A 26,856-nucleotide genomic window follows, 5' to 3' on the forward strand; every position below is an offset into this window, starting at 1 on the left:
ATACAGACGCGTCTCTGTATCCCTTCTAAAAAATGTCAAAGCTTATGAGGTGAGTGTTTTACTAAGTAAAATACTGATTTGATCAGCTTTTCAAAAATGAATAAAGGGACGTACATAAGAAAAAGTGTAAAAAACATAATGGATCATTCTCTGACCCCTGTGAGTCTCTTTTTAAGTGGTATATTTTTTTATCCATTAAACAGTTATCAAATCCTATTAAGGAAGTGAGGACTTCAAAAGAAGAATCTTCGAAGGATAAATAGGAACGAATAGACACAGATCTGGCCTTTGAACGAATACTTACCATTGATCGTATTAATTGGATAGGGAGATACGACCAGGAGTCTCCATATGAAATAAATGATCTGACTGATGCTGTACCTGCGACCAAGTCCGGAAAATAAACAAATGATTCAGCCCACTAGTTGGGAATAGAAAGCAAATAATTTTACTTAAATCAAGACACCATAAAAGGAAAGGGGCGAAAATCAATGGTTTATATTTTATTACTGGTATTAGGACTTGTTCTGCTGTTTCAAGGATACTTGCTGGTTTCACTGATAAAGGATCAGCGTGAATTGCAGGCAAAGGTAGCCCACTTGGCTCGCTCGATACAATCAAGACGACCGGAAGCAAAAAAAGCCCCATCGAAAAAAACGATAGAAAGAGGAAGGCCGCGATGAATCTGGGATATGCACGGGGATATCAAATTACCCAACAACTGGATATGCTGGAAGACTATCCAGTGGATGAACTCTTTTCCGATGGGCACCAAGAAATTGAAGAGCTGAACTCTCCCACTAGTGAGTTTCAAGCGTTGTTCAACTTTGCTCAACCCGGAGATCATGTGGTAATTGTCTCCTGGGAAGTGATCTCCAGAGATTACCGACAATTACTAGGCTGTTTGGAGCAACTGGAGAAGCGCGAGTTAACCATAGATGTACTCAATCTCCCGCAGCTTTCGATTGAAGAATGGCGGCAAATCTTTCTGTGGTCGCTGCGTAATGATCGATTGCTGCATCCCTTTTTGGTCAAGGCTGGCAAGGAACGAAATCGTAGCAAAGATGCTTATTCGCTATTTAGTAAAGAACCAGAAGCGCGCAAGTTGTATCGAGAAACGATTTGGCTGCTAGTCGAGAAAAAATCAGTTCGTCAGGTAGCAAAACAAAAGCGGATCCCTTTGGAGACAGTATATCGGATTCAACAAGAACTAAAACAAATTCAGCTTGCAATCATTTTGGTCATTTGTTTCTTGCTGGCTATTTTCAGTATCAAATTGGCTGAGTCCTATTTTGATCAGTTATGGATACAAGTGGCCATTTGTGTCGTTGTTACATTAGTCATTTTGTGGAATGTGCTAGTAGATACCGATGATGACGAAGTAAAACTGACTGTCAAAGAGAAGAAAGTATCAAAAACTTAAAGAGAAGAGGAATCAATATGCAACATGTACTAATTCTAACAAAAAATACCTTATCAGAAGAAAATATGGTCAGAAAATTACAACAGTTGAATTTTGAAACCTTTTGTTCAACTGATCTACTTTATCATCTGCAGCAAAGAACCGCTCGTTCATTTCTTTCTTATTTTCAATGGGTGATTTTTAGCGAAACGCTATGTGATGAGGAAGTTGAACAGTTGCTGCGTCAAACAAAAGGCCAGTCTTTACTGACTTTACGGATAACTGAGAGTCAGCCGACAGAGGAAGAACAAACAGAATGGAAAAATTATGGACTGACTGACTGGCTATTAAGTGAAGCGACCTTTACTGCAATTCGTGAAAAGATAAGCTGTTTGCAAAAGCAACTACAAAAAGGGATGGTAACAGGGAGTCAAATCCTGAACTTTCCAATTATAGCTAACGCTCCTGGGAATAACGGATTGGAAGCCTTGATAAAAAGTTTATCAAAAACGGAAAAACGAGTCTTGCAAAATTTAATTCAAGCACATCCTGGCAATGATGTGCTTTCTCGCAAAGATTTGTGTGAGCAGTTATGGTGTGACGGTGAAACCGCATCTAATCTGAGCCAGCTGTCTTGTTTGATTAATAAATTGAAGCGAAAACTTGAGCTGCACGGGATTTCTGGTGAATCCATCACTACATTATGGGGAAGAGGCTACAAATTAAGTAATGAATTCTATGAATATTGGGTGGAAAACAACCAACAGGATGAAGATGTAGTCCAATGCTTAGTAACAAAATAAAAAACGTCAACCAGTAAAATAAGGAACTTATTTATAACAACAAGAGCAAGAACATAATAGTTAAAGGTTCAATCAACAAAGTGAAGAAAGTGACTAATATGGCAGAAAAGTTGACTCAGCTAGAAAAGGAAATTCAAAAACGGATCATTCAATTAAGAGATGCAGATCAGAAAAAGATTTTTTTCCAACTGGACGGTTGGTTTAAAACCCTAAGTTCAGTAAAAGAAATCGAAAGTGTATATAAAACTGATGATGTTCGAGCTAAAGAATACACTAAACTAATCGAAAAGATTATGCAGCAACAAAAAGATTTGGACAAAAGACAAAATGAACATGCAGCGAAACAAAAACTATTACAAGCAATCATTGATAAACAAATCTCCAGCAAAAAGCAGTTAGAGCGAGAGATAAAGAAAAATGAAGATCTATTAAGTAGGATTCAAGAAGAAGAACGGCAGCAGGAGTTAGTTATACGGACAGAACAGGAAGTACTGTGGGAGCAAGTAGTTTTAGATCAGAGAATGGACAGCGTTGAAGAAGGAAATAAAAAAAAAAGCCATTGTTCTATCAGCTAAACAATATCTAGGTGTTTCCTATGTCTGGGGCGGCACCACGCCCAACGGATTTGACTGCAGCGGCTTTATTCAATGGGTGTTTGCGCAAAATGGCATTGGCTTGCCTCGCACAAGTCAATCTCAGCAGATAGCTGCCAAAGAAGTCCCTTTGACTGAAGTTCAACCAGGAGATTTAGTTTTCTGGGGGAAACCAGCATACCATGTAGGATTGTACATAGGTGATGATTGCTTTATTCAGGCATTACAGCCTGGGGATGTAGTAAAAGTATCTCACGTTAGTTATTATCCCTTCGAAAGTGCTGGGCGAGTATTATAGAGCCCTATTGTGTAAAACATTACTTAACTCAATGAATATTGATTTAAGTAGATTGGATTATGTGAAGCTAGTAAAAATCAAAACAATGTATCAGGAGTTTTTGTAATTAAGAATTACAAATAATAGTTAGTTTGGTCGGAGCCTATCAGTTGTTTAAAAAATACATAAAGGACCAGCTATCCAAGCCCAGTAAAATTCCAATTTGATAAAGATTCAAGTATTAAATAACAAGTAGGAGGTAATATAACAAGATGATTAAATATCAGAATGTAAAAAGAGGGCGAAGGAAGCCTCAATATATTTTTGCTCTGCTGGTAGGGGCTGCAGTGATAGCGACAGCCTTGATCTTGTATACAAAAACAGAATCACCGAATAAAGTTCAGGCTTCATCTGTGGTTTCTAATGGAGATTTTCGTTTAACTGCGAAGAATAGCTGGGACAATACCGCCAAGAAAAGTTATATTGATTTGAAATGGGACAAAATCAACAACTTAACCCAGTCAGGGTACAAGCTCTATCAATCAGAGGACCAAGGGAACAATTGGAACTCTCGTTCGATGTCGTATGGGAAAAGTATCAATGTATTGAATGTCTATCCAGATAGAAGTGACTCTAATACCTTGAAGGGCTGGATGGATGGGCTAAATTTGAAGTCCAAAGACGGGAGTAATTTAATTCAAGTAACTGCAGTCTCACAAGCTGCATTTAATGTGAATCCCGACGCATATTTGAAAGGCGAATCGGATGACTACCAACAGGATGTTATTATGTTTGGTAGCTGGGACAGTAACAATGAGAAAGACATTTCCGAAACAGCTGCTCAGGCAACGGTCAAGTTCATTGATTCAGGACGAGGTGTATTATTTGGTCATGATACGGTTTACAAAGCCGAGTATTACAGTGTAAAAAAGAATTGGTGGAAATACTTTCATGACCAGAAGGATTATTTAGGTGTCGGTCACGAGAGCGTTATGGAAAGTTCGGTCGGGCTTAATGATACTAAGTATTGGACTAGTTCACAAAAAGTAAAAATTATAAATGATGGTTACTTGATGAAATATCCTTTTGAGATGGCGGATGGACTTGTATTGACGATTCCATATACGCATAATATTGAACTAAGCAAGAAAAGTGTTGGAACCGTCTGGGCGGAATTAATTGAACCATCAGGAGCGTTTCCTAATCCAATTTATGAAGATGAAGTTTGGCGTGGTGGTTGGTATTTAAAAACCAATAACAATGTTGCGATGATTCAAACAGGTCACAGTGGAGGTCAATCGACTCAAGATGAACAAAAAATTATTGCGAATGTCTTGTACAATCTGGCTCAAGTGTCCTTTGAAAATAATGCGACGGACTACTCGGTAATTGATGATCAAGGTCCAGCCAAGCCTAAAGTTACAGTGAGAAACAGTAACGGAAAGGATTTAAGTTTACAAGTAAATGCTGTTGACAAAGGTAAGGATTATCAGTTCTATGTTGAAGCGGACACAAAGAATCAGGGGGGATTAAAGTCAGACGTAGTAAAAGAGACAGTGACTAGTAATGTTGCTGGCTACTTCTTTGAGTTATCTGATTCTCCGAACAGTACCTTAATTGACCGAGTGAATAGCTTAAAGGATACTTTTGGCCGAATTGATCCTAGTAAGTTTGACTTGTACGTAGCGCCAGATAGTAATGCAACGGACTATAACACCTCTGGCAATAAGATTGTCTCAGCAGACAATGTTATCGGCAAATATCTTCATGTTGTTGCCGTCGATCGTGCCAATAATATTGGAGAGATTGACAGCCAGCGAGTACCAGACATTACTAGACCGATGGGGTTCGGATTGGAACGAACGGAGGACGAAGCGAAAATCATTGATCTAACGATGGATGACGCAGCTATCAGCAATCGGATGAAATCAATTGAGATTCAGATTCCTAAAAATTCTGAGATCAAGAATTTTAAGTCATTACAGTTACCAGACAAGTGGTACTCTTTTGAAAACAGTGAAACCAGTAGCTACTATTCTTTCAGTTTCGCGATGGAAGCTCATAATGATCGGACTACTATACAATCATTTTTGGAATCGTTGCGTTTTACTATAAAAAATAGTGTCAATGATCCAGGACGGATAAATATTATATTCCATGAGAAAATTTATACTTCGTGGGTTGATCCAAACGGAGCCAATCATTATTATGTCTTTATGCCAGAAATGTCTTCACCGGGTAAGAACTGGTTCCAAGCCTATAATAGTGCCAAACAACTAAGGTATAAGCAATTGACTGGGTATCTGGCAACAATTACCTCATCAGAGGAGCACGATTTTATTTTTAATAATATTTCCAAGGAACCCGGATGGTTAGGTGGGACACGAGCAGTTATCAATACTGGTAATCGTAAAATCAATGATGAAACCACTGTGCCACAGAACGCCTCTGAGTATAACATCTCCTTAAAAGATTGGTATTGGGTGGACGGGCCAGAAGCAGGACAAGTATTCTATAATGGAATGCATTATAGTGAAGGCAAAACGCCTACTGGAGCATACAATGGTTTTGTTTCTACGGAACCGAATAATTCAAATAATGATGAGTATACGCTGCAGTTTGCTCAAGAGAACAGTAAATATTGGAACGACTTATCGGGTGTCCGAGAGTTTAGTGCTGGGAATCATGGATATTACGTAGAATTCTCTGAATACGGTGGACAAAAAGAAGGAATCGAAGAAACCGATATAGGTTGGACTGCAGAAATGCCGCAAAAAATTACCCTCCAAGCCTATGAAGAACGAGGAACACGCCTCCCATATGGTGATTTGGTTTACGATCAACAGTTACGTTTAGGAAAAGCCATTACTGCTGAACCTAAAGCTATTGACCTGTATAAATTTGTAGAGCTGCGAGATATGACAGATGCTTCAAGAAATTTGAATTATATAATAGGAACTCAGCACCAGGAAGGGAAGCTAATTTATACGTCTCAAGGAGCTCGGTTGCATGCTAGGCAAGCAATTTTGAATGCGAATGGCGATATTCCGGTACCTAAGGAAGGTTACTTAACTATTAGAAACCAGCGATTCAATAATAATAATCCAACCATGGATACTACGTATCAAAACAATCGTATTCTTTCGTCTGGCAAACAAGAAGATAATCCCAACTTTACTGATGTAATTTTCTCGACGGCACATCAAAAAGATGGCCAGGACGCATCATTATTTGAAGTGATGGTACCAGCTTATTACCAATATGAAGGTTATCACTTAACGACTCAGCAGCAGGATCCAAATGGCGCAAGTCATCAGACAAATACAACAATAACACCAGGTATACCAGAGATCAGTCGCGACAGCTTTTATACCGATCAGGAGCAGTGGTTGACCATCTATGTACGATCTACTAAAAGAGATGGAAAGACCCCAGAACTTTATAGTTGGGATTATGAACGAAATAAATTTGACAAAGTTCATACCATTATTCCACAGTAAAAATGATTAGAACCAAATAAAGAATCGGAAGTGTCTATTATATAGGGCTCTAAATTAAATAGTGTTGTTTCAATAAAATCACTTTAAGATGATTTAAACAATGTCGCAGAGGTTCTGTTGGATCAGCACTCTCTTACAAAGATAGCGTAATATTAGTAAAATATTTGTCTAGTAAAATTGATACCTTACAAAGGTAAGTGTACGATACTGAGGCATATTTAAAAATTGGATCAATGTCTATTAAGAGCTCGGTGAAGAATTATTTTTTCGAAAGCGAAAAAAAAAGTTATTCTGTTAAATTCAAGATGGGTGCGATTGAATTATATCAGATAAGTGAGCTGTCCTATCGTTAATTGCCAATGGACTAGGCTCTCAAAGACGAAAGAATAAATCGTATGAATCATCGACAGTCTCTGAGAATCGTTCAAATTAGTTGAGCTTCTTGAAACTTTAAAATTTCCTAAATCAAACTTTATGTATTAGCAAAAACGGTTCGATCGAGAGAAGCCAGATCAGTAAATCGAAGATGAAATGCTCAAAATAAGAAAAAAGCACAAGGATTATGGCTGCTTACGTATGACAAATAATTGTGAAATTGAGAATTTCAAATAAACAAGAAGAAGGTTTAACGTTTGATTCGAAAGCTAGGAATTGAAGTCTGATCTTTCATGAGAAAGCCTATCTTTTTGGGGTCTCTACCGGACTACAAAATTTGGATTTACAAGAAGACGGGTTAAAAAAATTTAGTTGTGAGAAATTTTTTTTAATTAAGAGTAAAATGAGATTAAAGAATAGAAAGGATGAGTTATTATGTCTATCCAAGATAAATTAGATCAAGTCAAGAAAAAAGCAGAGGAATTGAAGAACGAAGGTAAAGAATTAGGTGAAGCTTATTCAGAAGAAGGTAAAAAAGTTGGAAAAGAGTATGCAGAAAAAGGTAAATCAATTGCTAAGGATTTCAAAGAGATGGGAAAAGATGTGAAGAGAAGATTCAAATAACTATTAATAAATTATCTGAGCTAGGCTTTAAAGTCTAATCTCTAAATGGTCAAGAAAAGTAGAGGATGTGACATAAGTCTTTAAAAAAATGCCAGTGAAATGACGGAAAAACCGTTCATTTCAGGCTCTAAGTCAATAGTGTTGTTTTAACCAAATCACCTTAAGGGAACGCTTCGGCGTTTCCTTTTTTTCGCATGATTTAAATGATGTCGCAGAGATTCTGTGTAAGCGTCCTATAGTAGAGCGGCGGCTAGAAGACGATACCCCTTGTTGTTAGAATTGGTGTATAAACAACGAGGAGGTTTTTTCCATGGAGAAAAATGATATCGTACCCATTCAATTAATTGATTCCAAAAAATCGACCACTTCCGCCTCTCCAGCCAACCCCAAAGTCGCCGCTCGAATCAAAATAGGACAAGCTGATGCTTATATTTACAATGGAACGGACAAATATATTCTAGCTACGATCTTGAAGGAGCTGAGTTTCCATGCTTCTCGACTTCAATCAAATTCCTAATATTTTTATCGTATGTGGGAAGACGGATTTGCGTAAAGGAATTGATTGTCTGGCTGCGTTTGTCACAGAAACCTATCAATTAGATGTCTTTGATCAGGCACTCTTTCTCTTTTGTGGGACAAGATCGGATCGCTTTAAGGCAATTTATTGGGAAGGAAACGGCTTCCTTTTGCTTTACAAAAGATTTGAAAATGGACCAATGACCAATCAGAAGTGAAAAAAATAAATGTTCAGCAGTTAAAACGATTGCTTTCAGGGTTCGCCATTGAAGAAAAAAAGACGATTCACAGAAGCACCCCAGGTGCATATTTTTAACAGTAAAAACGCTGATTTCATGCGGTTTTTACTGTTTTTTCTTTGTCAAAAATGGTATAATAATAACAAGGAACATAAAGGGGAAGAGGTGAAATCTCTTGGCTAAAAAGGTAAATAAGTCACTAGAATATAACAAGTTATTAGAAAAGAAAAACAAAGAAATAAAAGAGTTATCTGATCAATTAGTTATGGCTCTTGATCAAATTCAATACTTGCAGGAACAGTTATTTAGTATCCAGCGACAGATGTATGGACGAAAGAAAGAAGATATCCCCTCTGTCGATGGTCAAACCGACTTGTTCGATAATAAACACGAGTCTTTTAATGAACCAGAGCACACTGGACAAGAAAGCCAGGAAATAGTGAAAGTCAAAGGATTTCGACGAGCAAAGCCGAAAGGTAAAAAGGCAGTCTCTTTAGCACATTTGCCAGCTAATCATAAACACTATCGATTAGAAGGAGAAGCCTGTCTTTGTGAGACATGCGGCACTCACATGGCCGAAGTTGGTTCGACTATTGTTCGTGAGGAACCCTTCTTTATTCCTGCCCACATTGAAACAACACGCTTATAAATGTTGTAGTTGCGAAAAACTTAGTGGAACAACGACTATCGTAAAAGCACCTATCCCCAAACCATTAATTAACAACAGCTTCGGTACTCCAACCTTGGTCACTCAAACAATGATAGAGAAGTATATCAAAAGGTTCCCGCTTATCGCCAAGAAAAAGAATGGAAAGTCTTAGATTTTCCATTGAACCGCCAAAAGATAACTAACTGGCATCTTTTAGCAGTAGAATATGTGCTATTTCAGCTTTATGAAATCCTATTGGCATTACGTCGCGGCTTGAGTACCTATGAGAGTAAATTGACCATTGAAGCTGTTGCAAATGATCTAAACTTACCTTATACATCTATGGATACATTATTAAAAATTCAATCGAAGAATTAAGAGGCTCGTATAAAATATTTTGAGACGTAAAAGATGTTTAACCATTAGAAGGAAGTTAAATGCTTAATATCGCTTTTCGAAGACTTTTAGTAATAAATTGACCTCATTTTGCCTGAATCAACTAAGCTTCTTACTTGATTGATTTTTCTATTTTTATGCCATGCAGTATCTAGCTTGTTTTGAAGACAATCAAAAATACCATCATTTGTATACTGTGATTTGTTCCAATCATTATGACTGTTGTTTCAAATTCACAAGACTATTTAGATGTTTTAACGTTGAATCAAATAAAAATCTGTTAACTAGCCGTAATACTGTAAAATGATAAGATGTTTAAGAAATTTAATAGAAACAAACAGCATTCATTGAGTCCTGCTGTTTGTTTTATTTAGAGTTTCAACTGTGATCCAAGGGAGTCTATTCGTTTAAAAATTGTAAACCTGTAAAGACCTATCCATCTTTCTAAAAAAGATATATTATTTTTAGAAAGATTGTTTTTTTACTGAAATCATAATCTATAGTTCATCCTTATCGGCCATTTATTCACGCAGATCATCGTACATTCTCTCTAATCATGATCGTATATCGAATTAATTGTCTTTTTGTTTCAACTGATATATCATAAGAATTAAGGAGGTTATTCTATGGAACTATTCGTAAATCTGTGCGGTTTTCTGGGGGTATGGCTTCTTTTTACTTTTCCTTTCTATCAAGCACGTTTAGAATTAGCTACACCAACTATAGAACTAAATCAGATTGTGGAAACCAAAATGAAGGTGGAAAAAATATCTCCCTTTTATTGGATAATTCCCCCATACAAAATTTATAAGGAAAAACAGCAAGCTATTTTTATTTTAAAGAATCTGCAATTAGAAAAAAACAAATTGTATCAGATCATGAATTTTTTCGATAAAGCTACAGCTTGGTTCTTTGTTTCATTGGCAGGTTTACTCAATGGTATTTATATAACTCATGAGATATTTGAAAAATATGAAATACATAATCCATATTATTTTCTTATTCTTATCGTTGTTATGGTTGCCACAGGTATTCTACAAGTTAATTACCGAATGAGTAAAAAGAGAATCGATAGAAAACTAAGTTTGATAAACTAGTGTCTTATTTGGAAACCTTTAAAAAGGTTTCCTTTTTTGGATGAATTAAACCACAAAAATGAATCATTCTATACAAGCTCTCTTTACTCTTGGTCATTAGTTGACTATCTGATTAAAATTACAGGTGAATTTATTTCAGAACCCCCCCTTCATAGTTGGACTTTTCTTATGATTGCTTGAGCTGTTAAAATAAAAAAGTATTGGTCAAGCCATTTCAAATTTTGGACTCCTACGTCCGAACGAAAGACTGCTTACAAGCTTTTCATTACAGCGTTCATTTTATGTAGATTGAATTGTCGTCAGTACGTTCGTGTCACCACTAGCAGATTGAATAAACAATGAGTGTTGCTGGTTTCCATTACACTAAATATTCAAAGACCTGATCTTATTGAACGTAGTAAATATTAATATTTCCAATGATAAAAGTGTTGTCACTGTTTTACATCCCTTAGGAGAAATTTTCTATAGCCCTTTCGAAGTAATTCATACACGAAGCGGTATCAAACATTTGATCCTTAAACTTTCCAAAGTCGAATAAGACTTAAAAGCTGTGAAGACAAAACTCATAAAGGTTTTTAGCAATAATTCTTTGAGATAGGTGTTTTTTTAGGTCCGCAGCTAATAGCATAAATTGGCGACGTACGCCGTTTCTCTCATAAAAAAGCGATTACTTGCCCTCGCAGGCATTAATCCTGGTGTGAATCAGCCAAGAGCCTATAATCAAACACTAAAAGATGTCCTCTTTTAGTTTGATTTGTTTTGAACCGTCCACATCTGATACCATTTAGTCGCAACGAGTGTAAAAAAAGCCAACCCTACTCGCAATAGGGTTGGCTTTTGTGTTGCAATGCAGTTCATATACTGTCGTTTCGCAGATTTATTATAGCATGATTTATAAAGAAATACCAGTTGGCAACTTTCATATCAGTAAGAGGTAGCAATCCCTATTTGCTAATAACCTTTTTGCAAAATATTTCTTTTGCGATATTATTATTCCCATTATTCGTCTGGTGATAAGCATCCCCGGCAGCTGCAGCTTTGCTGATCTCGATCAATCGTATAACTGCAGATACAACGGCTTCAGCATCTGCCTTCTCCTCTTGTTCAGTTTTGTTTAAGAGCAGGGGAAGACTAGGGGATAAGAGTATTATTTCCTCGCCGCTTATCAATTTGGCAATAGGTACGGATCTTAATTTTGATGGGACCTCTGAAGTTGGCCGCTTTGCGATAAAAACCGAAGAAATTGCAGTTATGTCTATAGGTTCCACCACTTTAGTAAATCCATCTTTCAAACCATTTCTCAAGTATAGACGCTGGAGCGTTGATACTAATTCAGCTTTTTCTGCTTTAAAGTTCATCCTAATCACTCCCGGATACCATTATTAAAGAGACAAATTAGTTTTTTCATAAGTGTAAATACTGTTGCCTTTAATGACCACTCTGGACTTAATAGGCTTTTCCTGCAGCTGTTCAAACTCTATCTGCATACAGCTGCTGTTTAATTCTTTTGCTATTTCTTTTGCTATTTCTTTAGCTATCATTTCTCGCGCAGTTTTTTCGGAGTCTACGCGTCTATCAAAGTCAACTATCCAATTTTTCTCATGTCTAACTAACCAGGTACCAGCATTGGCTTGATTTTCAGTCTGACCAGTTAAATATTCCATACCTTCTCTGGTAATAACATAAGTACTCCTAGATCCATTTCCAATGCAGTCCACGCTGCCGTCCAAAAACTTTTCTGGATACTTAGCAAGCGGAGCAAAAACAGAATGTGTTTCCTTGTGGTGTGGCTATTCTATTGGATATTTCGACCAGCTGGGAAAGACAAGCTTTCATCAGCAGCTTAAAATTCCTCAAACAAACAGCAGCAAGGAAATTGCTGAAGCGTTGCTGATCCTCCTAGATAAGAATTATAAAAGGCAGGATATTCGAACAATTGGCGTAAACTGTTCAAAGCTCACTTATACGTAGCGTTTCAAATGAATCTATTTGAAGAGCCTGAGAAGCAACTAGACAACAGAAAAATCGATTTTGTTGTCGATAATATTCGTAAAAAGTACGGATTTAAAGCAATCGTACATGCAACTAGCCTAATGCCTGGAGCAAGAGCAATTGATCGTTCTAGTTTAGTCGGCGGCCATGCTGGAGGAATGTCTGGGATTGAGGCTGATCCTCACAATGCGACGAACTAAAAAGGAATTCAGAGATTACAATGTTTATCGTGATCGACCCTTTGGCTTAAAATGGGCTACAGCTTACGCCATGGATGACCTAATGAAACAGGTGAGGGCTACTGAAGAATACGCGCTTAAAAGTAACGCTGCGCTTCCCAGAATGAGTAGAGAAGATATAGATATCGTTCTTTCCGATTCATTCCTTCAGACTAAAGAGATCCTTGTTCAATTAAATTTACGCGACGAATACGGCCGCCTGCAAGATAGTCTTGTCGGTTTTTTCCTAGGTGAAGCGTATGAGGACTACTTTGTTTTTAATGATAGTAAGATCGATTGGGAAGACGTCCGTCACGCTAAATTCACTGAAGCTAAAAAGTGGTCAGACATTGATATTTTTGAAGACGCGCGTGCTCGTGCAGCGCCAAAAAAGGAATCTGATGAAACAGAAATTAGCGCGATTAAGGACGAATTCTATCAACCTTTTCCGGAGGAACTAGAAAATGACGATAATCAAGGAATTTGAGCTAGGCTACATTGATAAACAAATTTTTTACTATCATTTAGCCGGCAGCGGCCAGCAGCTGATCAATGAAGAAGGTTTGACCCGTTTCATTTTCTACATTGAAGCAGCCGGTGATTATCACAAGAATGAATACTACATCATTCCATTTATTAGCGACAATTCGGCCGACTGCATCTGCTGCTAGTTTTTCAAGTACGATCAGAAACAAAGTTCGAGCCATTTCCCAACAAGTAGAGGTAAAATGGCCTTAGAATTGACCTGTAAGACACTAAGTTTCCACTGGAGGCGAAAAAAATGTGTGGACGATACTTTTACGACCTAGACTCTGAAGAACTTCAAGAGCTTTGCCGGAAGATCCAAGAACGCCATAAACAAGAAAAAGAACTTGCTGAAAGAATTGCTTCAGGTGAAGTTTATCCATCCAATTATGTTGTTACACTAGCCAGCACACCTAGAGAACAAATTTTACCAGGCTTAACACGCTGGGGATTTGACGGATTCAAAAAAGGCCAGCTAATTATTAATGCCAGGTCTGAAACAGTTGAAGAGAAGAAAACCTTCAAGAAACCTTTTCAGGAGAACCGCTGTATTTTTCCAATGAGCGGCTTCAATGAATGGGATCAAGAGAAGAGAAAGTTTTATTTTTCAACTGATCAAACCATTTTTGTAGCTGGTTTTTACCGCCTGCATAATTCTTCTGAAGGCCGCAGAGCTGAATCTATTATACTGACAACAAGGCCTAATGGGTCTGTTCGAAATATCCATGACAGAATGCCGCTAATCGTTAATCGAAAAGATATTGATAAATGGATATTAGATATTGATTTTGCACGCCACCTAATCAATACAGACATGCCAGAGCTACTTTCTGAACAAGTCTCATAGAGTATCCGCTGCACCTACTTATTGTTTGGACAGAATCTATTCTAAATTTCGTTTGATCTTGATATTTATGTTACTTAACACCTTGATATGCACAAACGTCTTAACTGTGAAAATAAAAAATAGTAGCGCTATCCATTTGCTGCTGCAGGTAAGGGAAATCGACTTATCAGCAAAAGTGAAGTACAGAAATGAATAGAGAGATCCAATACCAAAAGACTTGATTCCTTGATTTATTGTAAGTTCCCTTTTACGAAGATAGTAATTCTCAAAGGCTGCTGCTTGTCTTCTAGTAATAGTCCTGGTTACTTTTTTCATGCTATCCCAGCTTTCATTTTAGTCTTTGAAGAGTTGCTTTATAATATAAAGTACGCAAACTGAACCAAATTATTTTTAAATACTAAGTATTTTCCCGATCGTTTTTGTTGAAACCTGGCGGATCATGAAAAAACTGAAACAGCATCATACAATTAAATGTATGCTGCTTTAACTATTATTGATCTATTTATCGCTAATTGATTTTTGTGAAACTTCTTTTTAACTTACTCACTTCGTTTTCTTCACTTCTCAAATGTTGTCTAACGATTTTTTTTACTTCACTAAAACGAGCAATCCTATTATCATCAGGATCGAAGCAATGTGTTAATGTTTCATCTTCATCATAGAAAACCGATCCTTCAAAGACTATTTTTTCTTTATCAATGATCACTCTTTGAACTTTTTCATAAGTATCTTTGATATCCTCCTTAATGTAAATCAAAAATTCAAAATACATTTTTAGTATATAGAGTGTCATTTCAGCTATGGTAATAGTATATGAAATAAGAGGATTTCCTCCCGTTTCACTCAAAATATTCGTCCGTATATCTAGCATTTCCTTTCTCACAGCCTTATTCATTTTTTTAGTATGCTTTTTGAAAACTATGTCATCTAAATTGAAACATGCTCTTTTCGCTGTCACTTCAACTGGTAGGTGACCATGCTGAGAATAATTTCTTAGGTAACGTAACCACCTATATGGCAAATGATTATCATATATTTTTCCTGAAACTTTTTTTCTGAAATCTTCATGCGTTTCTTCCCCCATACAAGCCTTTACGTACACTTCTACTGACTCCATCAAAGCATTTCCCGAAGACAGAAAATTGATAGTATAGGTATTAATCTGCATCTGAAGATCCTTGTCTGGAAGTTCGATATTTTTATTAAACGTAATTGTATCATCAGTTTGCAATATGAAATTTTCGAGCAATAGATTTTGATTATTTTTAAAAATGTTATACAGGCTGAATAACTCTTCAAAATGTCGAACTTGTTCAACATAGTATCTAAATAACTCACGTTCTTCATCTGTTATATTAGCAAATTCTATCTTCCTATTCGAATCACCATTTAAATAGTAATATTTATCTTTTCTCATAATTACCTCCTATACGAAAATTCATTACATTCGTGTCAACAAACTAATTTACCCATCTTTCCGAAAAATATACATTTTTTAGAAAGTTGCTTATCCTTACCGAAAAATCTGAATGCAAAAAGAATGCTTAATGTTTTACTAGCGTCAATTAATTTTACTAGTACTACTATCTGCATCAATAAATTGTTCATTCAACCTTCTTAATAGCAAATCGTAGGCGATAGCATCGAGCGAAAGCTCAGAATCGACTTCGTAGTCATGTTGATCAATCAGTAATTGCGTTAATTCAAAATAGAAAAAATTTCCTATGGAATTGCACCAGATTTTGTTTCTTGGTTTGCTGACTTGCTTTGCAAAGAATTCTTTATCAACAAAGATCAAAAAATCATTTAGTCTATGTTTAGAAATCCTTCTTGAACAAAGTTCTCTAAACTCATTACGATAGATTGGAAAATTCGACTCATACATTCCCATAACCGCCATTTTTTTGTAGCGTTCAGATACTTCTTGTAAAGCAGCATCGTAACCTGCTTTATAACCTTTCTGAAAATCGCTATTACCGGGTTTTTGATCATTGCGTAGTTTTTCTTTAATAAATACTTCTAAACTTGTAGCATCAATCTCATACCCTTGTTTCTTTGATTTAAGGACTGCTTTAATTTTGTTTTGCCTAATCCAACGGCGCAGCATTTGCTTGCTATTAGTGACATTATTTTTTTCCAGTAACTTCATAGCGTCGTTAATATTCAAACGATTCACCTCACTTTATGTTACTAGTAAAATTAACCATCATCAGCATATCATACTCTGATTAATATTACTAGTAACATTTGAGTTGATCCTCTTATAGGTGAGTGACATGAATTGATTTTAGATAGCGTGTATGCTATCATGAGAGTATGGAAAAGCCAGAGTTTCGTGCCATACAGAGAAAAGACGGTACTAGTGAATTTGTTGAATTTCTTGAATCGCTGCCAGTAAAAGATTCCGCTAAATTGTTGGCAACAATTGAAAATGTTCAAGACGTAGGTCTGCTTGTTGCTCAAAGATTGGAGTGGGTAAAAAAACTAGACTCCAACTTATATGAGCTACGCTCTAAAGTTGGAAATAACATACAACGAGCTATCTATTTCCAGAAGGTAGGGAATAAATATCTGATCACTCATGGATTCACTAAAAAAACACAAAAGACACCTAGACGTGAAATTGAACACGCTAAACGTATCAGAGAACAGTACATGAAAGGGGAAGTAGAATGACAATCAGCATCAATGAATTAATTGCACGAAAGAAGGCAAGCAGTCCTCAGTTTGCCGCAGAGTTTGAAAAAGAAAAACAGCGACTCAATGTCGCTGTTGCTGTCGCTCAACTAAGAGACGAATTAGGCATGACACAACGGGAACTAGCCGAGAAAGTAGGGAAGCCGCAAAGTACGATAGCACGAATCGAGAATGGTACAATGAATGTCAGTTTTAACATCCTCTACGAGATTGCAACAAGTGTCGGCAAGGAAGTAAAAATCGAATTTAAATAGGTAGCAGCTCCCAACAGAATGTACTGTTGGGAGCTTGTTTGTCTATAGAGTATAGTTTATAGTATTTTATTACTCACTTATTTCATTTGCGATTTTTATATCCAGTAAATGTGCAAAAATACGTTCGTGTTTTACCACAAGATCCGGTGATCCTGGTTAGACGTTCGTTCGGATTTAGCGTGTACATTTCCGATTGCAGGAGCGTCTGCAGCTGCTGCTAGTTTTCTGGTCTTCACCAGAAACAAAGTTCAGGCCATTGACAAGCAAAAAGAGATAAAATGATCTTAGAATCGATCTCTACAACACTAAATTTCCAAATGTCCTATCTATAAATACTTATTGACCAACTCTTTTAAGAGTTGACCAGCTTCTTCTTCAGTAATTCCCTCATAAGAACCACCGCGATAAAAACTCACATAACGGGTGATTGCCTGCATAGGTGTGAATATTCCTAATTCTACTGTCCGCTCAATTTCGTCTAAAATGTCTTGCTGTTCTTTCGTCATGTCAAACTCCTTTTCTTTTTATTTACTCGCCAACACGGCAAAGAAGACAATAAAAAAGTAGTTAAAGCCCTTCTAAGCTACTATCGGACTATATTATTTCCCAAAGTATCCTAACATAAACTGGTAATACTTTTTAAAAATCCTTTTTTCATTTGAAAACTTATCCTGTAAAAATACCGCATCTATACCGGATATTAAGCTCCCAATCCTGAGCGTCAACTCATTTTCATAGGAATAATAGAAAAAAAGTTCAAAATGATGATTCCTCACTAAGACCAGTTTTTCTCCTGGCAACAACGTTTCAACTTTAGTATTAAGTTCATACAGATTTTTGGAGTCATCAATCTTACTGTTTGGAAACAACTCATCTGGAACAGAGGTCGAATACTCTGCAGCCATCAATTCTTCTAAAAAGGCACATCTCCAAGCTTCTAAAGGATTGTAAGTTGACTGTGCCCTTGACTTTGCCCTACTAAAACTAATTATTTCTGCCATTGTATTTTCCTCCAATCAGATATCGTTGGGAGTTACATAACTCCAAAGTCGTATGCACCATCGTTTAATGCACAGGTACATCATATAGATCAGACTAAACAAAACAATCCATCCAATAAACAGCTTTAGCATAAAAATTATCAACGGAACAACAATAAAAGCTGAAATCACTATATGTGGAAATCCCCATAGACCAGCTAAAAAGATACCTAAAAAAATAACGACTAACGTTATAACGACCGGTATTTGAATGTTTTCAGGTAGTGACTGAATCTTACCAACTCCCCAGCCACAAAAAGTAGAAATACCCTGCAACAACACCTTAATCAATTGAGCAAATCCCCAGCCTACAGTATCTACTACCAGACTTGCACCACTAAATATCAATGTGATTAGTTTCATTTTTATTCACTCCTTTGAAATTCGTCCAATACTTCTCTAAACATTTTTTCTAATTCCAATTTATCTTCAGAGCTATATTCTGGTGAATCAATTAATTGATCCACTCGATTAAATATATATCGCTGAAAATCAAGCAATTCAGGAAAAGTTGCATGTTTTGTCAAATAACCTTTCGTTGTTCGTCGGTAAGTCGCAAGTCTCTCACTCTCTTTATTTCTTTTACGATATTCTCGGTTTGCTTTACGCTTTGCTTCACTTGTTTTGTAGTCCATGAGACACCTCAGCTTTTTTTATTGAAACTTGATCTTTACCCTCATCAACACTGCAGAGCGGAATAGCAAGTATCTTTCTTATTTTATTAGGTTAGAAATTATCCTCATCTAAAATATACCACGTATACGTGGTATGCGCAAGATATAGATAGTTCAATTATCTTTCTTGTTCCATTCCTGTATTCCCTCTATTTTTTAGACTTATTGATTCAGAAATTTCAACTTCAACTATTGGTTGCTCCTGAGCTGATAGATCTTGTTCACCCATTTCTAAAGAAAGATTGATTGCTGTTTGTTTTTCCAGCAGCTGGTTTAATTCTTTGTCTTGCTCAAAAGGTTTATTAACTTGCTGTTGGGCTTGATCCATTTTTTTTACCAGTTCCTCTATTTCATTTTTTAAGTCATTAATCTTTTCTGGAAGTGCACGTAAAACGTTGGTCATTCGAGTTAAAGAACCTTTCCCGTTTTTTTCTACTGCAACTGTATAACTTCGTTCTCGCTCTAACGAAACAATCGTTTGCCCAAAACGAGAAGGGACAATCTTAAGTTCAAAACCATACATAGAACCGACTATCTTCCCTTCCATTTCTGGTCCCGTTTCTATAATCGAATTAAACACCTCTAACGCTTCTGATCGATCATTATAGACCTGGTCTAAGAGTTTCATAGAGAATTCTCCATTGAGTTGCTTCGCTGCCCACTCGTTGTCTTGAGTCGTTTTTTCCAAGTTTATTTGAGCATCTTCCAGCTGTTTTGGATAAACGTTTTCTAAATTGTGAGTTAATGTTAAGTGACTGGATTGCCAGCTACTTTTTAGTAGCTGCAAATTCATAACATCTCGATCCACGGCCATCTTTTCTATAAGCATTGGATTATTCGTGGCCAAGGCTTTGGCTTCAGCCGCATCTAATGTTGATTGATCAATATCATCTGCACTTCTGGCAATGCTTTTTCCAGTCATGATCTGATTGATAAATTTCAATTTATTTTCCTGGGTCTGCCACAAATAAGCATCAAACGAATCCCTAGCAACATAACGATAAATATGAACTTCTGGATTTTCATTTCCTTGCCGCACACCACGGCCATCACGTTGGGTCAGATCACTTGGGCGCCAAGGAACATCTAAATGGTGCACAGCAATTAATTTATCCTGGATATTTGTACCTGTTCCTAATTTTTCGGTACTTCCAAAAATAATTCGAACCTCACCATTCCTAACTTTTTCAAATAATTCGTCCCGCTGCCGATCATTTTTAGCCGAATGAATAAAGGCAATTTCTTTTTCTGGTATTCCTTTTTCGATTAAAACTCGTTTCATTTCATCGTAAACATTGAATTTATTAGGGTTAGGCGTACCAGAGTCCGAAAAGATGATTTGAGTTGATTTCTTTTCAGATGTACCTCGCCAGATCTCATGTACATTTTCTGCACATTTGAATAGTTTTCCATCCGTGTGTATCGGAGCATCTGGCTCTAACAAACGAGGATCTATGGCCATTAATTTGGCTTCATTAGTGATTTTTAACATGTTATCTTCTCGCGGATTTACTTGACCCAAACGTACCGCATCTGCTCGTTCGGCCAGTTCAGTCATTTTCTTTTCTTGAAAAGTAGAAGGTTCAGAAATCACTAATTGCGGTTTTCCAGTTGCAATCTTAGGCACTGGTAAATTGAGCATATCACTTGTTTGAATATCTGCAGTTAAATGGAATGAACTCATTAATTCCGGTAGATTATGGAATTTTGCAAAGCGGCTCTTCATACGGAATCCACTGCCTTCAGGATTGATCTCTGGTGCTGTGACAACTTCCCCAAAAGTAGAAGCCCAACGATCAAATGTATGAAGATTCATGCGAGATAATTCCTCTGGTTGAAGGTAACGCTGCATGGTATACAATTCACTCATTGAGTTAGAAATCGGCGTACCTGTCGCAAAAACGACCCCTCTATTTTGAAACTTTTCTAACATATATTGGCACTTCATGAACATATCTGTCGCACGTAGACTGTTCGAGGTATTTACACCAGCAACGTTCGACATTTTCGTATAGGAGTATAAATTCTTATAATTATGAGCTTCATCGACAAATAAAAAATCGACACCCAACTCTTCAAAAGTTAGTAATCGATCTTTGTACTCCTCATTTTGCAGATTCTTTAGCCGTTCTTTCAACCGTTTTTCAAAACTAACCATCTGTTTCAAACTCCAGGTCTGGCCATTTTCACTCTTTTCTAGTCTGATACCTTCCTCAAGCTCACTCAGTTCTCGCTTAATCAATGCAGTTCTTCTCTCCTTACTCAAGGGAACTTTTTCAAACTGGCTATGTCCAATGATAATTGCGTCATAATCACCAGTGGCAATTCTTGAAACAAACTTTTGTCGATTCTTTTTCTCAAAATCTTTTTTTCCAGTAATTAGAACTTTTTTTGATGGATAAAATCGAAGTAGTTCCTGTCCGAATTGTTCCGTCAAATGATTTGGCACGACATACATTGGTTTTTTGATTAATCCTTGGTCTTTCATCATCATACCAGCACTGATCATACTAGCCGTTTTACCCGCACCTACTTCGTGAGCCATTAATGCTCGTCCGTTTTCGACAATTCTAGCAACTACATTTTTTTGGTGGGGTCTTAACTCAAATTGTTCATTCATACCCTCAAAAGAAAGATAACTACCATCATATTGTCTTGGACGGATTCTGTTGAATCTATCATTGTAGATACGCAAGAGTTCTTCCGCACGGTGGGAATCCTGGAATAACCACCCTTTAAAGGCATGATGAATGTGCTCTTGTTTTGACCGAGCTAACATTGTCTCTTTCATATTTAGAACATCTTTAGTTACTCGTTCACCATCTAGCCAAACTTCTTCCTTATCAAAAATCTGAACAGTTTTCAGATTCAATGATTTCTCCAGAATCTGATAAGCATTAATTCTACTTGTTCCATATTCATTGTTTACCAACACTGAATTATCTGACTTTTTACCGTTGATGTGGTATGTATCCGTATACTGGTTGTATTCTACCTTGATTATTTTACGTGAAAACTTGAATGGTGCTGTATCGAATACGTCCTTCATAAAAGCGTGATACGTATCCACTGGAATCCAGCTGGCTCCAATATCATATTCAATTTCGCTAATCGTTAAATCTTTGGGTATGACCTCTTGCAACGCTGCAATATTTTTTTCAAAGCGACCATCTGAACCAACTAACATTTTTGCTAAGCTCAATTTGTGCTTAACGTCTCCGGATAAATATTCTTCTTTAGGAACATACGCATTTTCTGCTTGCTTATCCGCTTGTAAATATCTTTCAGCATCAATAAAAATATGGCCATCCAGTTGTTCTAATAAAATGGCTTCCTCGACTGGATAAATCGACAACATATAGCCAATATCAACCCTGCCAAGTTTTGACAAGCTATGATTCAATGCTTCAATCGCACTATTTACTTTAGTTACAGGTTCGATTTGTCGAATGGTTGCCTTTCTAAAAACGTCTCCTTTAGTATATGAACCATTCTTTTGTGGGATCTCAATCGAAGAAAGCAGCGCGTAGCGGTCATCCTCATAAAATAAACGACTATTTACCTGTGAATTGATTGGACCATATTTTTTTAAAAATTCATCATAAGCTCGATTCAATTCACTGAGTGTATCTGAAAAGACTGCCTGGTTAAAATCGTACTGCTGTTGATAGGAAATGACTTCAGACAAGCGATCACGTATTTCGATCATACCCAGCATACGTTTTTTCCTAGTTTCTCCTAGACTTATTTTTTCAATATCACCATTCCCATGATAGTAAATCTCCCCTTCTTTTTCAAAGTAGCTGTATAAGGGTAATTGTTCTTGGTCAAAACTTGGTGTCTCTTCATCGATCAATGGCAATACTTCGGGTACCTTGTAACTTAATTCTACTGGTGGAATGTACTCACCTTTTACAAGCCGCAAGCGATCTCGTAACTGTTCACTTAAATTGCTGTTCTCCTGCGGAACAACAGTATACGTTCCCCCACGAAAATTCTTGTATTTAAACTCACCTAAAATAGAAGACCATCTTTCAGAATAAAATTTATTTACTGTAATTGGTGGGTAAAGTGATCCATCCTCAAAACGCTGGTGGTTCTCAATATCTACCGTAGTTTCCCAAGAACGTTCTCCGTAGTCTCTCTTTAATTCTGCTGCTTCTTTTCTAAAGAACAGAATATCTGTAGTAACTTCTGTCCCCGCAATCGCTTTGAATGCTGTTTCTGGTAATCTCACAGCACCTAATAATTCAGCTTGTGTTGCTAGCTCTTTTCGGAAGTAAGAATCCTTTTTATCTAGGGTACCAGAAGAAGTAATTACGGCAACAATCCCACCCTCATGAACAAGATCCAACGAATGTTTAATAAAGTAATCATGAACATAGTAGCTGTCTAAGGTCTTTTTATCCTTGATTCTAAAATCCGAAAATGGAACATTGGCAACCACTAAATCAAAACTACCATCAATAAATTGTGTTTCTTCAAAGCCTTTTTCTTGGATATGGACCGACTGCTGCAACTGCTTAGAAATTGCTGCAGATAAACGATCCAGCTCTACACCATATAGCTGGGAGTTTTGTTTCATTTTAGCAGGCATAGCTGAAAAGAAGTTTCCTGTTCCCATTGCCGGATCAAGAATCCGGCCATTTTTAAAACCAAGCCGCTCCACTGTCTCATAAATTTGTTCGATAATCATTGGATCCGTATAATAAGCCGTTAAAACACTTTCTCGTGCACTTTCGTATTCTTCAGCGGTCACCAACTCTTTTAGTTCTCTTCGCTCTTTTGCATAGTTATCATTATCCATATTAAAGATTTCGGATAAACCACCCCAGCCAACGTACCTAGCTAAGATTGCTTGCTCGTCGGCAGTAGCTAAACGATTCTCTTTTTCTAATTGTTTCAATAGTCGCAAAGCTGCTAGATTATCTGCTAGACGTTGTTTCGGCTTTTTACTATAAAGAAAATCATCAGTTTGGTTGAATGAAAAATCTAGTAGTTCCTGTGCTGCTTGTTGCTTATCAGAATCTTTAGTTTTAACGGTATCTTGTTGTGCTTCAGTATATTGAAAATCAAATAAATCAATTTCTCCTTCGGCCGATTGTTCAACCTTACTTGTTCCAGCAGCTGCTTTAACAAATTGCCGATAGTACGTCTTTCCATTATCGTAGGTGATTTCAACAGGCTCAATTTCAAATTCACCTTTTTCATTGATCAAATACGCTTTATTATTCAAACGCTGAAAGCGGTAGGTTTCAGGTAATTCGGTCCATTCAGCTAAATCAGGAGACGTATCCGCAGAGACTTTCTGCAGATCATCCACTGAAACAATTTCCTTATAAGAAAATTGTTCGCCCTTTTTTAAAGCGGAAGAAGATCCTTCAGTGCCGTTTCGTGTGCTTGTTCCTTCAGCTGGTTGATTATTCGGGTTCGTTGTAATAGTTCTGTCGGTAATTGGTCCACTCTCTGTTGAAGTAGCTCGTGGAAGATCTTCTGTTCTTTCATCTTCAGCTGTTCTTCCTTGTTCTTCAGATAAATCATCAATTCTCCGCTCAGATACAACTCGTGATACAGAGCTGCTTGATTCTCCTTCAGATATTCCTGAATCATCATTTCTCGTTTGTTCAGTTCGTGGTTCCCGGCCATTAGCATTATTTTCGGATACAGTAGGCCGTTCTCTTCCTGGTAATCCAGTGCTACGATTGGTTTTGTTCGTCGTTTGTAGGCTTGATTTTGTTGGTTCATTTTCTCTTGATATTGATTGAGTTGATCTAAATTGTTTGGCATTGTCATTCTCCTTTGAAAGTAACTCTCTTTTGGCTTGATCTATCTGAGCTAGAAGCGAACGATTGGCTTCAATAATTTTAGGAACAGCAGCAATAAATAGTTCTGGATTTCTAACAAAAGGCTGTACAATATCAATGTAGTCTTTCCAGCGGGGAAACTGCCCAAGTTTGTATTTCAACATAAACTCACTAACTTCTTCATGATATTGAAATGAATCCTCAGTTAAATCACTTGTCGCTCGTTTATCCGAATACTCTGTAACAATTCCATCCCATAGACCATCTATAGAATCATTGGAGACTTGAAATGCGTGATCTGTGACGGCTTTGTATTGTGTTGCATTCATCAACCAAACCGGAAAAGGAAATTCTCTTCCGGTTGTTTGTGCAACATCAAATAAATTCACATGATAGAATAAGCCATTCTCTTTTTGGTGAAGAACTTTGATTGCTTTTGAGCCTCGTGTTACCGATCGGCCAATAGATTTCCATGTATCAAAATCTGCTAAAAACTTTGCATTCGGATTCTGGCCATATGCAAATAGAGCACTTTCTAAATCATATTTATACAGTTGACTACTGAACTCTAAAAACTGCAAAATCTCTTGTTCATTTTTAGTTACCTGTTTTAAAATCTGCTTATACATAGACGCTAAACTCTCGTGCAAATCATTGGTGACATTTTGTTGCTTTTTCCATCTGTCTAATAGTCCCATGCGCCTTTCCCCTCCTATCGACTTAGTATCCATGAGTCTTGTTTCTTCGCTTCCAATGTATGATCCGTCTGATATTTCACACGATCTTCCTTATCGACTGCCTGGAACCCATAGTTTTTAACTAAAAAAGCGGCCTCTTCAGGAGAGTCCGCTTCAAAAAATGGTTCATGAAATTGTGAGTCTTGAGAAACCGCAACATACTTATTTCGTTCCTCATCTTTGTGGATCTTCATTTGTTCCTTGCCATTTCGCTCATACACTGTTTCAAGTAATCGAGATTCTAGTCGCACAAAAACCCTATAGCGGAGAGAATCATTCCAATCCTTAATGAGAGCGTCTGTTGGCCGATAACCAAGATTGCGATAGTCCTCATAGTAACTACTTACTTTTTGGTGCAGACCGTGCAACTCAATAGGATCTATACCTTCATTGATCCGGAATAATTTTTGAAAATCATACTCTTCGGAAGCCATTTCAGTACTGCTTAATTGTTCTGCAACCTTCTTACTTTCCAAGAAAAGGTCAAAGTTATCACCAGAAAAATACTGATCTATATTCCAGGAGTTTGCTGTTTTCCCTTCAGCATCAAAATTCGTAAGTGCCTTGTGAGTGGCCGCAACCGCACGCCAGTCAACATTAAAAGCTTTGGCCGCCTCCTGATAAACGGGAATATTTTCTTTAGGAATATCCAGATCATGTGGAATCATTTTTTTGAAACGAATCTCTTGGCCAGTCTCATTAATCACATAAGAAAGTTTGGATAGATTGTCATAAAAACGGTGCCCTGCTCGATCATTGTCAACCCCAACATAGATCCCTTCATGAGGCAGAGAACCTTTAGAAAGATACATTTGATTGATAAATTTATAAATAGTCTGTTCTTTCAATCCTTCCATTTCCGCCAACATACAGTTTTCTAATTGCGGGTTCATTGACCAATAACTCAGGAGATCAACCGGTGACTCAAAAACATATAACTTATTTGGTGTGCCAATAGTTAAGTTAAAACCGAAGTTTGCCTCACTATTTTTAGCAATTCCCTTAAAACGTCCACGTTTGAATTTTTCAGGATTGTATTCAGATCCAATCACAGACGCACCGACAGCTTTCCCCGTATCCGACCATACGAAGATACATTGCTTGTATTTATCCTCTTGAATAAATCCTTTCTCATGCAATGCAGCAATCAAAATAGGAGAAAGCTTTCGTTGATTTACCAAGTAATCAGTTACATGAGAAAAATCAGTGTTGTGTTCAAAATAGTATTGGAACGGCTCTTTTGGTTTCGCAATAGTTTCAGTCTTTTTGAGGCGTTCATGTTTTTCTTGAGTCAAATAATTTAACGCTTCTAAATGGCTCATATCATAAAACCTTGAAACAAAATCTACTACATCACCATTGACTACTTTTCCATTTTCAATTTGCGAGTTCCAATAAAAATGATTTTTCCTTTTGTCGATCATTAAACTGTCGTGTTCAATTCCTTGTGCAAAATTCCTCATATCAATGTAATCCATACCTTGATCATCCATCACTGAAGTAATCGTAATTTTTTTCGCTTCAGCTAGTAGTTTTTGATACTCATTTTTTTCCATAATCTTCACCTCCAAAATAAAAAAGAAGCACTCTGAAATTT

The 26,856-nt window shown here is 37.0% G+C and carries 28 protein-coding genes and 2 pseudogenes; 19 read left to right on the plus strand and 11 right to left on the minus strand.

What is annotated here, in order from left to right; genetic code table 11:
* Window positions 1-491 precede the first annotated feature (491 nt).
* The 13 genes and pseudogenes from I588_RS25610 (at window position 492) to I588_RS25660 (ending at window position 10,471) form a co-directional block, all read left to right on the plus strand.
* A complete protein-coding gene (locus tag I588_RS25610) occupies window positions 492-683 on the plus strand; it encodes a hypothetical protein (RefSeq protein WP_034692744.1) in 192 nt (63 codons plus the stop codon).
* Window positions 680-1,423, plus strand: a complete 744-nt coding sequence (locus I588_RS25615; protein WP_010760133.1) for a recombinase family protein — start codon at window positions 680-682, stop codon at window positions 1,421-1,423. The genes I588_RS25610 and I588_RS25615 overlap by 4 nt, the downstream gene beginning before the upstream one ends.
* 17 nt (window positions 1,424-1,440) lie before the next feature.
* Window positions 1,441-2,205: a winged helix-turn-helix domain-containing protein gene (locus I588_RS26645; RefSeq protein WP_010760132.1), complete on the plus strand. Its 765-nt coding sequence runs from the start codon at window positions 1,441-1,443 to the stop codon at window positions 2,203-2,205.
* Between the two features lie 98 nt (window positions 2,206-2,303).
* Complete coding sequence (locus I588_RS25625) at window positions 2,304-2,780, plus strand: hypothetical protein (RefSeq protein WP_034692742.1); 477 nt, start codon at window positions 2,304-2,306, stop codon at window positions 2,778-2,780.
* Complete coding sequence (locus I588_RS25630) at window positions 2,737-3,096, plus strand: C40 family peptidase (RefSeq protein WP_010760130.1); 360 nt, start codon at window positions 2,737-2,739, stop codon at window positions 3,094-3,096. The genes I588_RS25625 and I588_RS25630 overlap by 44 nt, the downstream gene beginning before the upstream one ends.
* Before the next feature lie 251 nt (window positions 3,097-3,347).
* Complete coding sequence (locus I588_RS25635) at window positions 3,348-6,575, plus strand: C-type lectin-like domain-containing protein (protein WP_016250097.1); 3,228 nt, start codon at window positions 3,348-3,350, stop codon at window positions 6,573-6,575.
* A 220-nt stretch (window positions 6,576-6,795) separates the two neighbouring features.
* Window positions 6,796-7,201, plus strand: a pseudogene (locus I588_RS27980) (IS3 family transposase); the annotation flags it as partial.
* 184 nt (window positions 7,202-7,385) lie between these two features.
* A complete protein-coding gene (locus I588_RS25640; RefSeq protein ID WP_010760193.1) occupies window positions 7,386-7,574 on the plus strand; it encodes a hypothetical protein in 189 nt (62 codons plus the stop codon).
* 310 nt (window positions 7,575-7,884) lie between these two features.
* The gene (locus tag I588_RS25645; RefSeq protein WP_010760192.1) at window positions 7,885-8,091 is read left to right on the plus strand and encodes a hypothetical protein; all 207 of its coding nucleotides are present in this window, start codon (window positions 7,885-7,887) and stop codon (window positions 8,089-8,091) included.
* Entirely contained in the window at window positions 8,063-8,308 is a 246-nt protein-coding gene (gene tnpB / locus I588_RS25650) for an IS66 family insertion sequence element accessory protein TnpB (protein WP_010760191.1), read from the plus strand. The genes I588_RS25645 and tnpB overlap by 29 nt, the downstream gene beginning before the upstream one ends.
* Before the next feature lie 196 nt (window positions 8,309-8,504).
* Complete coding sequence (locus I588_RS26650; protein ID WP_010760190.1) at window positions 8,505-8,978, plus strand: IS66 family transposase; 474 nt, start codon at window positions 8,505-8,507, stop codon at window positions 8,976-8,978.
* Window positions 8,979-9,206: 228 nt separating this feature from the next.
* Window positions 9,207-9,356, plus strand: coding sequence for a hypothetical protein (locus I588_RS27475; RefSeq protein WP_155857141.1), 150 nt, complete (start codon window positions 9,207-9,209; stop codon window positions 9,354-9,356).
* Between the two features lie 644 nt (window positions 9,357-10,000).
* A complete protein-coding gene (locus I588_RS25660) occupies window positions 10,001-10,471 on the plus strand; it encodes a hypothetical protein (RefSeq protein ID WP_010760189.1) in 471 nt (156 codons plus the stop codon).
* 944 nt (window positions 10,472-11,415) lie between these two features.
* On the opposite strand, the gene I588_RS25665 is transcribed toward I588_RS25660, so the two are convergent.
* Together I588_RS25665 and I588_RS25670 are read right to left on the minus strand one after the other, a co-directional pair.
* A complete protein-coding gene (locus tag I588_RS25665) occupies window positions 11,416-11,829 on the minus strand; it encodes a hypothetical protein (protein ID WP_010760188.1) in 414 nt (137 codons plus the stop codon).
* 24 nt (window positions 11,830-11,853) lie between these two features.
* The gene (locus tag I588_RS25670; protein WP_010760187.1) at window positions 11,854-12,135 is read right to left on the minus strand and encodes a hypothetical protein; all 282 of its coding nucleotides are present in this window, start codon (window positions 12,133-12,135) and stop codon (window positions 11,854-11,856) included.
* A gap of 88 nt (window positions 12,136-12,223) precedes the next feature.
* Between I588_RS25670 and I588_RS27125 the strand changes: the two are divergent.
* The 4 genes and pseudogenes from I588_RS27125 to I588_RS25695 all read left to right on the plus strand — a co-directional run.
* Window positions 12,224-12,663, plus strand: a pseudogene (locus tag I588_RS27125) (DinB/UmuC family translesion DNA polymerase); the annotation flags it as partial.
* Window positions 12,650-13,168 carry a hypothetical protein gene (locus I588_RS25685; RefSeq protein ID WP_010760185.1) on the plus strand — a complete coding sequence of 173 codons (519 nt, stop codon included), beginning with the start codon at window positions 12,650-12,652 and terminating at the stop codon, window positions 13,166-13,168. The pseudogene I588_RS27125 and the gene I588_RS25685, both read left to right, overlap by 14 nt.
* A complete protein-coding gene (locus I588_RS25690) occupies window positions 13,146-13,352 on the plus strand; it encodes a hypothetical protein (protein ID WP_010760184.1) in 207 nt (68 codons plus the stop codon). The genes I588_RS25685 and I588_RS25690 overlap by 23 nt, the downstream gene beginning before the upstream one ends.
* A 110-nt stretch (window positions 13,353-13,462) precedes the next feature.
* Window positions 13,463-14,053, plus strand: coding sequence for an SOS response-associated peptidase (locus I588_RS25695; RefSeq protein ID WP_010760183.1), 591 nt, complete (start codon window positions 13,463-13,465; stop codon window positions 14,051-14,053).
* A gap of 508 nt (window positions 14,054-14,561) precedes the next feature.
* Here the strand turns inward: I588_RS25695 and I588_RS25705 are convergent.
* Window positions 14,562-15,470 carry a hypothetical protein gene (locus I588_RS25705; RefSeq protein WP_010760182.1) on the minus strand — a complete coding sequence of 303 codons (909 nt, stop codon included), beginning with the start codon at window positions 15,468-15,470 and terminating at the stop codon, window positions 14,562-14,564.
* Window positions 15,471-15,614: 144 nt separating this feature from the next.
* A complete protein-coding gene (locus I588_RS25710; protein ID WP_010760181.1) occupies window positions 15,615-16,220 on the minus strand; it encodes a hypothetical protein in 606 nt (201 codons plus the stop codon).
* Window positions 16,221-16,369: 149 nt separating this feature from the next.
* Here I588_RS25710 and I588_RS25715 point away from each other — a divergent pair, with 149 nt between their 5' ends.
* Together I588_RS25715 and I588_RS25720 are read left to right on the plus strand one after the other, a co-directional pair.
* Window positions 16,370-16,729, plus strand: a complete 360-nt coding sequence (locus I588_RS25715; protein ID WP_010760180.1) for a type II toxin-antitoxin system RelE/ParE family toxin — start codon at window positions 16,370-16,372, stop codon at window positions 16,727-16,729.
* Window positions 16,726-17,004 (plus strand): helix-turn-helix domain-containing protein, encoded by a 279-nt coding sequence (locus I588_RS25720; protein WP_010760179.1) that lies wholly within the window; start codon window positions 16,726-16,728, stop codon window positions 17,002-17,004. Before I588_RS25715 ends, I588_RS25720 begins: the two co-directional genes overlap by 4 nt.
* A gap of 326 nt (window positions 17,005-17,330) precedes the next feature.
* On the opposite strand, the gene I588_RS25725 is transcribed toward I588_RS25720, so the two are convergent.
* From I588_RS25725 to I588_RS25750, 7 genes are all read right to left on the minus strand, one after another.
* Window positions 17,331-17,510, minus strand: coding sequence for a hypothetical protein (locus I588_RS25725; protein WP_010760178.1), 180 nt, complete (start codon window positions 17,508-17,510; stop codon window positions 17,331-17,333).
* Window positions 17,511-17,603: 93 nt separating this feature from the next.
* Window positions 17,604-18,005 (minus strand): hypothetical protein, encoded by a 402-nt coding sequence (locus I588_RS25730; protein ID WP_010760177.1) that lies wholly within the window; start codon window positions 18,003-18,005, stop codon window positions 17,604-17,606.
* Between the two features lie 15 nt (window positions 18,006-18,020).
* Window positions 18,021-18,407 carry a hypothetical protein gene (locus I588_RS25735; RefSeq protein WP_010760176.1) on the minus strand — a complete coding sequence of 129 codons (387 nt, stop codon included), beginning with the start codon at window positions 18,405-18,407 and terminating at the stop codon, window positions 18,021-18,023.
* Between the two features lie 2 nt (window positions 18,408-18,409).
* A complete protein-coding gene (locus tag I588_RS25740; protein WP_010760175.1) occupies window positions 18,410-18,679 on the minus strand; it encodes a hypothetical protein in 270 nt (89 codons plus the stop codon).
* Window positions 18,680-18,836: 157 nt separating this feature from the next.
* Window positions 18,837-24,041, minus strand: coding sequence for an N-6 DNA methylase (locus I588_RS25745; RefSeq protein ID WP_425387102.1), 5,205 nt, complete (start codon window positions 24,039-24,041; stop codon window positions 18,837-18,839).
* A gap of 38 nt (window positions 24,042-24,079) precedes the next feature.
* On the minus strand, window positions 24,080-24,511 hold the full coding sequence (locus I588_RS28265) for a TnpV protein (RefSeq protein WP_428829819.1): 432 nt from the start codon (window positions 24,509-24,511) through the stop codon (window positions 24,080-24,082).
* 723 nt (window positions 24,512-25,234) lie between these two features.
* The gene (locus tag I588_RS25750) at window positions 25,235-26,815 is read right to left on the minus strand and encodes a DUF3991 and TOPRIM domain-containing protein (RefSeq protein ID WP_010760173.1); all 1,581 of its coding nucleotides are present in this window, start codon (window positions 26,813-26,815) and stop codon (window positions 25,235-25,237) included.
* Between the last annotated feature and the right edge of the window lie 41 nt (window positions 26,816-26,856).

Source organism: Enterococcus pallens ATCC BAA-351 (assembly GCF_000407485.1).
Classification (GTDB): Bacteria; Bacillota; Bacilli; order Lactobacillales; family Enterococcaceae; genus Enterococcus_A; species Enterococcus_A pallens.

Coding starts and splice junctions, on each gene's coding strand:
- I588_RS25690 (WP_010760184.1), top strand. CDS start 13,146: ATGACGATAATCAAGGAATTTGAGCTAGGCTACATTGATAAACAAATT.
- I588_RS25625 (WP_034692742.1), top strand. CDS start 2,304: ATGGCAGAAAAGTTGACTCAGCTAGAAAAGGAAATTCAAAAACGGATC.
- I588_RS25610 (WP_034692744.1), top strand. CDS start 492: ATGGTTTATATTTTATTACTGGTATTAGGACTTGTTCTGCTGTTTCAA.
- I588_RS25695 (WP_010760183.1), top strand. CDS start 13,463: ATGTGTGGACGATACTTTTACGACCTAGACTCTGAAGAACTTCAAGAG.
- I588_RS25685 (WP_010760185.1), top strand. CDS start 12,650: ATGCGACGAACTAAAAAGGAATTCAGAGATTACAATGTTTATCGTGAT.
- tnpB (WP_010760191.1), top strand. CDS start 8,063: ATGCTTCTCGACTTCAATCAAATTCCTAATATTTTTATCGTATGTGGG.
- I588_RS28265 (WP_428829819.1), bottom strand. CDS start 24,511: ATGACAATGCCAAACAATTTAGATCAACTCAATCAATATCAAGAGAAA.
- I588_RS25665 (WP_010760188.1), bottom strand. CDS start 11,829: ATGAACTTTAAAGCAGAAAAAGCTGAATTAGTATCAACGCTCCAGCGT.
- I588_RS26645 (WP_010760132.1), top strand. CDS start 1,441: ATGCAACATGTACTAATTCTAACAAAAAATACCTTATCAGAAGAAAAT.
- I588_RS25640 (WP_010760193.1), top strand. CDS start 7,386: ATGTCTATCCAAGATAAATTAGATCAAGTCAAGAAAAAAGCAGAGGAA.
- I588_RS25720 (WP_010760179.1), top strand. CDS start 16,726: ATGACAATCAGCATCAATGAATTAATTGCACGAAAGAAGGCAAGCAGT.
- I588_RS25750 (WP_010760173.1), bottom strand. CDS start 26,815: ATGGAAAAAAATGAGTATCAAAAACTACTAGCTGAAGCGAAAAAAATT.
- I588_RS25730 (WP_010760177.1), bottom strand. CDS start 18,005: ATGGCAGAAATAATTAGTTTTAGTAGGGCAAAGTCAAGGGCACAGTCA.
- I588_RS25725 (WP_010760178.1), bottom strand. CDS start 17,510: ATGACGAAAGAACAGCAAGACATTTTAGACGAAATTGAGCGGACAGTA.
- I588_RS25645 (WP_010760192.1), top strand. CDS start 7,885: ATGGAGAAAAATGATATCGTACCCATTCAATTAATTGATTCCAAAAAA.
- I588_RS25740 (WP_010760175.1), bottom strand. CDS start 18,679: ATGGACTACAAAACAAGTGAAGCAAAGCGTAAAGCAAACCGAGAATAT.
- I588_RS25670 (WP_010760187.1), bottom strand. CDS start 12,135: ATGGAATATTTAACTGGTCAGACTGAAAATCAAGCCAATGCTGGTACC.
- I588_RS25715 (WP_010760180.1), top strand. CDS start 16,370: ATGGAAAAGCCAGAGTTTCGTGCCATACAGAGAAAAGACGGTACTAGT.
- I588_RS25705 (WP_010760182.1), bottom strand. CDS start 15,470: ATGAGAAAAGATAAATATTACTATTTAAATGGTGATTCGAATAGGAAG.
- I588_RS25735 (WP_010760176.1), bottom strand. CDS start 18,407: ATGAAACTAATCACATTGATATTTAGTGGTGCAAGTCTGGTAGTAGAT.
- I588_RS25635 (WP_016250097.1), top strand. CDS start 3,348: ATGATTAAATATCAGAATGTAAAAAGAGGGCGAAGGAAGCCTCAATAT.
- I588_RS25615 (WP_010760133.1), top strand. CDS start 680: ATGAATCTGGGATATGCACGGGGATATCAAATTACCCAACAACTGGAT.
- I588_RS25660 (WP_010760189.1), top strand. CDS start 10,001: ATGGAACTATTCGTAAATCTGTGCGGTTTTCTGGGGGTATGGCTTCTT.